The sequence below is a fragment of the Streptomyces sp. NPDC005566 genome, assembly GCF_040605575.1.
In the GTDB taxonomy this organism is placed as follows: domain Bacteria; phylum Actinomycetota; class Actinomycetes; order Streptomycetales; family Streptomycetaceae; genus Streptomyces.
Genome location: NZ_JBEXDB010000036.1, coordinates 25,643 through 35,286 on the forward strand (window position 1 = coordinate 25,643; position 9,644 = coordinate 35,286).

Genomic DNA, 9,644 nt, shown 5'->3' on the forward strand with positions numbered 1-9,644 from the left:
GGCCTAGCGGAGGCCGGGAGCGAGAATGCCCGCGATCCGTTCCTGGGCGCCGGGGCTCATCAGCTCGAAGTGCGTGTAGGGGACGCTCACCACGTCCAGCTTCCCTTTCACGTAGGGCTCCCACAGCCCTGCGCCGAGCCAGTCGGGGCGGCCGGTCTCCTCAGCCGTCACCAGGAGCGCGTCGCCGCGGAAGACCTCGGGGGTGTGCCGGGGGCCGAGGCGCATGTGGTGGCCGGTCACCTTCACCAGGCGGCCGATCTGCTCCGGCGAGAGTCCGCGCAGCACCTCGTCCGTGAGGTGTTCGCCGACCACGCCCGCGGCATCCGGCTGCCGCTCGGCGCCGCGCGCGGCGACCTCGTCGAGGGGATAGCTGTCGAGCAGCGCCAGCAGCGCCACCTCCTCCCCGGCTTCCTGCAGCAGGCACGCCACGGCATGGGCGACGTTCCCCCCGAAGGACCACCCCAGGATCTGGTAAGGGCCGTGCGGCTGGGCCTCACGTATCAACCGCACGTACTCCTCGGCGAGTTCCCGCACACTCGCGGGGTGCGGGCCGCCCTCCGTCAGGCCGGGGGACTGGAGACCGAGCACCGGAACGCGCGCCGGAAGATGACGGACCAGGCCGGCGTAGCACCAGCTGAGCCCGGTCACCGGATGGACGCAGTGGAGCGGTGTGCTCGCCCCCCTGCGCAGAGGCAGGACCGGCGCCATCGGATCCTGTCCGGAGCCGCCGTGCAGCACCCGGAGCAGCCCGGCGACCGAACGCCCTCTCATCAGATCCTGGATCGTCGGCTCCAGGCCCAGCAGGCTACGCACCCGGCTGACCAGCCGGACAGCGAGCAGTGAGTGCCCGCCGGCCTCGAAGAAGTCGTCGTCCGGTCCGATACGAGTGACTCCGAGCACCTCGGAGAACACCTGGCAGAGCAGCTCCTCCTCCGGTCCCCGGGGTGCTCCCCCCGGGACCGTCGCGGCGTCCTCGGGCAGCGGAGCCGGCAGGGCGCGCCTGTCGAGCTTGCCGCTCGTGGTCAGGGGCAGAGCGCCGACGCGGACGAACGCGGAGGGGACAAGGTGCGCCGGAAGCCGCTCGGCAAGGTGGGCGCGCACGGCGCGCGCCTCGCACCCCTCGCTCTTCGGGACCAGGTAGGCGACCAGCCGGGCGTTGCCCGGCTCGTCCTCCCGCACCAGCACCGCCGCCTGCCCGACGTCCGGGTGCCGGACGAGCGCGGCCTCGATCTCTCCCGGCTCGACCCGGAAGCCCCGGAGTTTCACCTGGTCATCGGTTCTTCCGTCGAAGACCAGGCGCCCTGCGGCGTCCCGGTGCACGAGATCTCCGGTCCGGTACATGCGGGTGCCGGGCGGACCGTACGGGTTGGCGACGAAGCGTTCCGCCGTCTTCCCCGGCTGTTCCGCGTAGCCGCGGGAGAGCTGCGCACCGGCCAGGTAGAGCTCGCCGCGCACCATGGGCGGTACGGGGCGGAGGGCGTCGTCGAGGACGTGAGCGGTGGTACCGCCCAGCGGTCGGCCGATTCGGGGTGCCGGATGTTCGTCGAGCGGGCAGACGGTGGCGTCGACCGTGAACTCCGTGGGCCCGTACAGGTTGTAGGTCCTGGTTCCGCCGGCCGCACGCAGCCGCGTCCAAAGGGTCCGGTCCACCTGCTCACCGCCCATCAGCAGCACGCCGGGGGCGCAGGCGGAATCGTCCAGCAGCCCCGCTTCGAGGAGCTGGGTGAGATGCGTCGGCGTGGCGTCCACCACGTCGATGCGCCGGTCACGGAGGTACCGCACGTACTCCTGGGGATCCCGGCGCACGATCTCCGGGACGATGTGCAGCTCGTGTCCGGCGACGAGTGCCAGGAGGCCCTGCCAGGACGCGTCGAAGGTGACGGACGCCGTGAGGCTCACCCGCAGCCGTTCACGGTCCAGGTCCTTCTCGGCGCGCGCGAAGATCCCGTCGGACATCCCGGCGAGCAGATGGGCCAGTTGGCGGTGTTCCACCAGCACGCCCTTGGGGCGCCCTGTCGATCCGGAGGTGTGGATCACATAGGCGGCGTGCTCCGGGCGCGTGGGCGGGCGACGCCGTCCGTCCTCGGTAAGGGCGGCCGGTTCGGCGGGTGTGCGGGGGGAAGCGAGGTCCAGGCAGGGCACCCCCGCTTCTTCCGCGAGCCGCGAGGCAGGCTCTCCCTCGGCGAGGAGCAGGGAGACGTGGGTGTCCCGGAGGATGCCCGCGTTGCGTCGCGCCGGATGGGACACGTCGAGCGGTACGGCGACGGCGCCCGCCGCGAGCACCGCGAACATCGCCGTGATCTGGCGACCCGAGCGGGGCAACAGTACCGCCACGCGCTGCTCCGGTACGACGCCCCTGGCGCGCAGCAGGTGAGCGAGGCGGCCGATGCGTTCCCCGAGCTCCCGGAAGGTGAGCACCCCGTCGTCGGCGACCAGGGCCGGCACGTCCGGGACCTCCGCGATGCGTTGCCGCAGCACCTCCGGGACCAGCGGGGCGGGCTCGGAGCGCAGGGGCGCCGGTGCGCTTCCCGGGACGACGGCCGGGCGTCCCACGGTGGTCACCGGGAGGTCCGGGCGCTCGGACAGGGCCTCGACGAGCGTGCGGAGTTCACCGGCGAGCCAGTGGGCCGTCCCGGGTTCGAAGAGCTCGGCGCAGTAGATCAGCCTGCAGTCCAGACCTGCTCCGTGGGGCCGCTCCTGGAATTCGAAAGCGAGATCGAACTTCACGGAGTCCAGCCGGGTCTCCTCGACGGTTCCCGTCACGTCCCCCAGGTCCCATGCCCCGGCGTCCGCCTCCAGACAGGTGACCATGGTCTGGAACAGTGGGTTCCGCCACGCCGCGCGAGGCGGGCGGAGTTCCTCGACCAGGCGGTCGAACGGGATGTCCTGCTGCGCGAAGGCCGCCAGCGCGCTGTCCCGCGCACGCCGCACGAGGCCACGGAAGTCAGGGTTCCCGGCGGCGTCGATGCGCAGCACCACCGTGTTGACGAAGTAGCCCACCATGTCGTTGAGCGCCTCGTCCGTGCGCCCTGCGACCGGCGTCCCCAACGGGACGTCGGGGCCGGCTCCGATCCGGGTCAGCAGCGCGGCGACCGCGGCATGGGCGACGACCAGCAGAGAGGTTCCCGACTCCTGGGCCAGGGCGGAGAGCCGCCGGTGCACGGCGGACTCCCAGTGGACGGTCAGCCGGCCGGCGGTGAGCCGGGCTTCGTCCGGCCGGGGGTGGTCGTAGGGCAGTGGCAGCTCCTCGGGCAGGTCGGCCAGTGTGCTCCGCCAGAAGTCCAGCTGCCGCAGGGCGAATCCGGTGGGCTGCTCGCCGTCCCCCAGGAGCTGCTGCTGCCAGGCGGCGTAGTCGGCGTAGGTGACCGGCAGCGGGTCCCAGTCCGGCGCGTGGCCCGTAGCCCTGCTCCGGTACGCCTGGCTCAGGTCACGCCGGAGCGGCAGGAGCGACCAGCCGTCGACGGCGATGTGGTGGAGGACGAGGGAGAGGACGTGCTCGTCCGGTCCGATCGTGAGAAGCACGGCGCGCAGGGGCAGTTCGCGTGCCAGATCGAAGGCGTGGTCTCCTTCCGCGAGCAGCCGCCCGGGCAGCTCCGCCGCGGTGGCGTTCTCCTCGGGCAGCAGGTCCGAAAGCTCACCCGGGGCGACCGGCTGCGGGGTGGGCACGCCGTCCCGGTCCGGGATGCGCGTGCGCAGCGCGTCGTGGCGTTCTGTGAGGTCGCGAAGGGCATGGCGGAGCGCCTCCACGTCGAGCGGGCCGGTCAGCCGGAAGGCGAAAGGCACGTTGTACGCCGTGCGATACCCGTGGAGCTGCTGCAGGAACCACAGACCGCGCTGCGCGGGGGCGAGGACCGGTTCCCCGGTGGCGGCCCCGGGGGTCAGTGCGGACCGGGACGCCGCGCGGTCTCCGGGCGCGGCCAGCCTGGCGGCGAGCCCGGCCGGGGTCGGCTCCTCGAAGACGTCGCGGACGGTCAGTTCGGCGGACAGCACGCTCCGGGCGCGGCTGATCAGCCGGATGACGGACAGTGAGCTGCCGCCTGCTGCGAAGAAGTCCTGATCCCCGGGGACCGCTTCGTCGCTCCCGAGCACTTCGGCGAAGATCAGGCACAGCGCCTCGGTCACGGGGTCGCCCGGCGTTCTGGTGGCAGCGCCGGTACCGCGCGGGGAGGGGGCGGGGAGCGCTGTGCGATCGATCTTGCCGTTGGCGGTCAGGGGAAGTCCGGCCAGCCGCACGATGTCCGAGGGGACCATGTACGGCGGTACATGCGCGCGCAGGAACGTCTGGAGCTCGGCGGCGTCCGGTGCGGGATGCTCTGCGGTCACGTAGCCGGTCAGGCGTCCGTCGCCGGTCCCGTCATGCCGGACGACGACCGTGGCCCGGCGCACCGCCGGGTGGCGGGTGAGCGCGGCCTCCACCTCCGACGGCTCGATACGGAAGCCGCGCAGCTTGATCTGCTGGTCGTCGCGTCCCAGGAAGGCGAGCGCGTGGCCGTCCCAGCGGACGGTGTCGCCCGTACGGTACATGCGACTGCCGGGAGGTCCGAACGGGCAGGCGACGAAGCGTTCCGCCGTCAGTGCCGGCCGTCCGAGGTAGCCCCGGGCGAGACCGGCCCCGGCTATGTACAGTTCGCCCGGGACGCCGGCTGGCACCGGCGTCAACGCCTCGTTGAGCACGTGGAGGCGCATGTTGTCGAGCGGCATGCCGATCGGCAGGGCATGCTCCGGGACCGCTGCGGGGTCCAGCCGGTACGACACCGCGAAGGTCGTGGTCTCGGTCGGGCCGTATCCGTTGACGACCGCGGTGTCCGGGCAGTGTTCGGCGACGCGCGCGGCGGAGGCGGGCGGCACCACGTCGCCGCCCGCCCAGACCTCCCGCAGCCCGCGCAGCGTCTCGGGAGCCAGGTCCGCCACGACCTGGAAGAGCCCTGAGGTCAGCCAGAGGCCGGTGACCCGGTGCTCGTGCAGCAGGCGTCCGAGGGTGTTCAGGTCGAGGGCACCGGCGGGGGCGACGACCACCTCGCCCCCGGACAGCAGGGGCACCCACAGCTCGTAGGTGGAGGCGTCGAAGGCGAGGGGCGAGTGCATCAGGACCCGCTCGTGGCCGCCCCCGTGCCAGCGCCCGTCCGCTGCGAGTTCCACGATGCTGCGGTGGCTGACGGCGACGCCCTTGGGAACTCCGGTGGAGCCGGACGTGTGGATCACGTAGGCGAGATGGTCGGGGAGCAGGTCCGGCGGCACGGCGGAACCGGCGCCGTCCGTCACAGGTCGCGGGGTCCCGGTCCCGGCGAGGACGAGCAGGGGCACCCCCAGGCCCTTCGCCCGCTCAGCGTGCGTGCCGTCGGTGATCAGCAGTTGGACGCCGGCCTCTGCAAGAACGTGGCGCTGCCGCTGCTCCGGGTCGCCGGCATGAAGCGGGACGTAGCAGGCACCGGCCTTCAGCACCGCGAGCGGAGCGGCCACGGCGGCGGCCGAGCGGTCGAGCAACAGGGCCACCCGGTCCTCGCGGCTCAGTCCTCGGCCACGCAGTTCTCCGGCGATCCGGTCGGTCCAGTCGTCCAGCTCCGCGTAGCTGAGCCGCCCCGCGTCCCAGGTGACGGCCGTCGCGTCCGGACGGCGCGCGGCATGAACCCGGAACAGCTCCGGCACCGTCCCCTGCGGCACAGGAACGACGGCGCCGGTGCCGACGTGTGCGAGGTGTTCGCGCTCCGCCTCCTGGCCCATGTCCAGCCGCGCGACGGCCGTGTCGGGACGGGCGCAGGCAGCGGCTGTCAGCCCCTGCAACCAGGTGGACAGCCGTTCGACGGTGTCCCGCTCGTACATGTCCGCGCGGGCCTCGATGCGTACGCCGGCGCCGGCGGGGGCGCCGTCCTTCGCGGTCCGCTCGGCGAAGGTGAGGCACAGGTCGAACTTGGCCACGGCGAGTGCGGTCGGCTCAGATCGGCAGATCACGTCCGCCATGACGAAACCCGCCGTGGCGCTGCGCTCCTGCACGACGACCATGACCTGGAAGAGAGGGTGACGCGACAGCGAACGGGGCGGGTTGACGATCTCCACGACGCGTTCGAAGGGCAGGTCGTGGTGGTCGTAGGCGGCGAGAGCGGTCTCCCGGACGCGGCGCAGCAGCGTCCGGAAGTCCGGTCCGTGGGCGAGGTCGACCCGCAGTACCTGGGTGTTGACGAAGAAGCCGACCAGGTCGCCGAGTTGCTCGTCCGCACGGGTGGAGACGACCCCGCCGAGCGGTATGTCGGAGCCGGCGCCGATCCGGTGCAGCAACATCGCCACGGCTGCCTGGAATGCCATCGTGAGGGTGACGTTCTCCTCGCGAGCGAGCCTCGCCAGCGCCCGGTGGGTCTCCCGGTCGAGCACGAAGTCCTGTACGTGGGCACCGGGTTCGGACACGGCGGGGCGCGCGCGGTCGGCCGGGAGGTTGATCTCGACCGGCAGGTCCGCGAGCGTCTCGCGCCAGTGGTCGGACTGGCGGCTCACCAGGCTCGCCGGGTCGTCCTCGGCGCCCAGCGCCTCTCGGTGCCACACTGCGTAGTCGGCGTAGCTCACCGGCAGCGACGGGTACGACGGCGTCTCGTCACGCAGTCCTGCCTCGTAGGCGACGACGAGGTCCTGCCGGAGCACCTCGCTCGACCTGGCGTCGCCGGCGATGTGGTGCAGCAGGAGCAGCAGCACGTGCTGCTGCGGTGCGATCCGGAGGAGCACGCACCGGAAGGGCGGTTCCCGGGTCAGGTCGAAGGGATGGCGCAGGGCGCTGTCCAGGGCTGCCCGCAGGCCGTCCTCGGAGGTGTCGGCCCGGCTGAGCGGAGAGCCCGGGTAGTGGGGCAGCAGATGCTGTCGTGGCACACCGCCGCGCTCGGGAAAGACGGTGCGCAGCGGCTCGTGCCGTTCCACGACGTCCTGGAGTGCACGCTCCAGGACGTCGGCGTCGAGCGGGCCGGACATCCGCAGCGCCATGGGGATGTTGTAGGTGTCGGAGGCGCCTTCCGCACGGGCGATGAACCACAGCCGTTCCTGCGCCGCCGACAGCGGTACGTCGCCCTGGTGGGCCCGTGCCGTCAGCGGCGGCCGGAAGCCGCCCCGGTCGAGCAGCGGTGCGAGAGCGGCCGGGGTGGGATGGTCGAAGACGTCACGGATCCTGAGGTCGGCTCCGAGCACCGACCGGATTCGTGCGAGCAGCCGGGTCACGAGCAGCGAGTGCCCGCCGAGCGCGAAGAAGTCGTCGTCACGGCCGACGCGTTCGGCGTTGAGCGTCTGCGCGAACAGGCGGGACAGGACGTCCTCACGCGGCGATCGCGGAGCTTCCACCGTGCCTGGCATGTCGTCGTGCGCCGCGGGCACGGGGTCCGGCAGCGCCCGCCGGTCCAGCTTGCCGCTCGGGGTGAGGGGCAGCGCGTCGATCGGCACGACGCTGTCGGGCACCATGGCGCGCGGCAGGCGCACGGCGAGATGCGCGCGTAGCTCGTCGGGCCGTGCCGTGCCGCCGTCACAGGGCACGGCATAGGCGATGAGCCGGGTGAGGCCGTCGGCTTCACGGCGTGCCACCACGGCGGCCTGGCGCACTGCGGGGTGCGAGATCAGCACCGATTCGATCTCGCCGGGTTCGATGCGGAAGCCGCGCACCTTGAGCTGATCGTCGGCTCGCCCGTCGAAGACCAGCTGACCGTCCGCGTCCCAGCGCCCCACGTCGCCGGTCCGGTACATGCGCTGTCCCGGCGGGCCGTAGGGGTCGGCGACGAAGCGGCACGCGGTGAGTCCTGGCTGCCCGCTGTAGCACCGGGCGAGCTGCGGGCCGTGCAGGTAGATCTCGCCTCGCACCCCGGGAGGCACCGGCCGCAGGGCCCCGTCGAGCACGTAGACGGAGAGCCCGTCGAGCGGGCGCCCGATCCGCGGGGCGGGAAGGTCGCCGAGCAGGCACGTCGTGGCGTTGACGGTGAACTCGGTCGGCCCGTAGTAGTTGCGGACCTCCAGGTCCCGGACGTGCTTGAGCCGGTTCCAGAGCGCCGGGGGCACCGGCTCGCCGCCCAGCAGGAGGATGCCGGGGTGGCCGGGACGGTCCAGGAGGCCGGCCTCGACGAGCTGCTCGGCGTGCGTGGGGGTCGCGTCCACCACGTCGACCGCATGGTCGTGCAGGTAGCGGGCGTGGGACTCGGCGTCCCGGCGTATCCGGTCGGGCACCAGGTGGAGTTCGTGTCCGTCCACCATGGCCAGCAGACCCTGCCAGGACGCGTCGAAGGTGAGCGCCGCGGTCAGGGCGACGCGCAGCCGGTCGCGCCCGAGGCGTCGGGTGCCGGGGGCGAGGACCTGTCGGACCAGCTCCGCGTGGAGGTGGGCGAGCTGGCGGTGTTCCACGACGACGCCCTTGGGGCGCCCGGTCGAGCCCGACGTATGAATCACGTACGCGGCGTGTTCCGGGTGGACCTCGGTGGGTGGCTGCTCCTGCGGGCGGTCGCCGCCGAACTCCTCCGACGCGGTGTCCCGCAGGGTGGAGTCGTCCAGAGTCAGGCGCGCCGTCCGGGTCGGGCCGGCGAGATCTCCGACCAGGGCCGCGGTCTCCGCCGTGTCCAGCAGCAGCGTCACGTCCGCGTCCCGCAGCATGCTGTGCGTACGCGCCCGCGGCTGCTCCGGGTCGAGCGGGACGCACACACCTCCGGCCACGAGGACCGCGAGCAGCGCCACCACCTGGGTGTCCGAGCGCGGCACCAGGACCGCGACCCTGCTTTCGGGGCCGACGCCGCGGGCCTTGAGCATCCGGGCGAGGTGCCCCGTGCGTATGCCGAGTTCCGCGAAGGAGAGACGGGTGTCGCCGTGGACCAGAGCGGTCCGTTCCGGGGCACTCAGGATCTGCCGGCGCAGCAGCTCGGATACCAGCGGAAGTTCGGCCGGGGCGCGCCGGCTCCGGCCGATGGCGGCGGAGTCCCGCAGTTCACGTGGGGACAGCAGACCGATGCGGCTGAGCGGCGTGTCCGGTTCGGCGGTGACGCTCTCCAGAAGACGGACGAAGCGCGCCGTGGCCTCCTCGATGAAGCTCTGACTGAACAGGCCGCTGCGGAAGCGCAGGCTGCCGCTCAGCTGCCCCTCGGTGACGACGGTGTTGAGCTCGATGTCGAAGCGTGCCGCCTCGTTGGGCAGCCGCAGCCGGGTGACGTCCTCACCGCCGTCGGCGGCGAGTGCGGTGGCGGAAGGCTCTGTGCCGTGGTGGATCAGGAAGGCGTTCACCGGCTCCGTGCCACGGCCGGTGGCCGCGCCCGCCTCGGCGAGGATCCGCTCGTACGGCAGGTGCTGCTTGCGGGAGGTCCGCAGCCTCCCCGTGAACTGCCGCATCAGGTCCACGAAGGTGGTGCCGGGCTCCAGGACACCGCGCAGGATGAGGTTCTTGACGAAGAAGCCCACGACGCCGTCGTCCTGCCGCCCGCGCCGGGCGTTGAGCGCCAGGCCCACGGCGATGTCGCACTGGCCGGTGTGCCGGACGAGCCATGACTGGAAGGCGGCGCCGATCGCGGAGGTGAGCGGGGAACGGTGCCGGCCGGCCAGTTCTTCCATCGCCCGGGTGTGCGCGGCGGACAGGCTGAACGCTCTTTGGTGTGCCGTTGTGCCGGGCCGCTGGACCGGGAGATCGCCGGGCAGTGAGGCCACCT

The 9,644-nt window shown here is 72.6% G+C and carries 1 protein-coding gene; it reads right to left on the reverse strand.

Going from position 1 to position 9,644, the window contains the following annotated elements; all coding sequences use genetic code 11:
• Positions 1 to 3: 3 nt before the first annotated feature.
• A complete protein-coding gene (locus tag ABZS61_RS33830) occupies positions 4 to 9,642 on the reverse strand; it encodes an amino acid adenylation domain-containing protein (RefSeq protein WP_356430047.1) in 9,639 nt (3,212 codons plus the stop codon).
• Between the last annotated feature and the right edge of the window lie 2 nt (positions 9,643 to 9,644).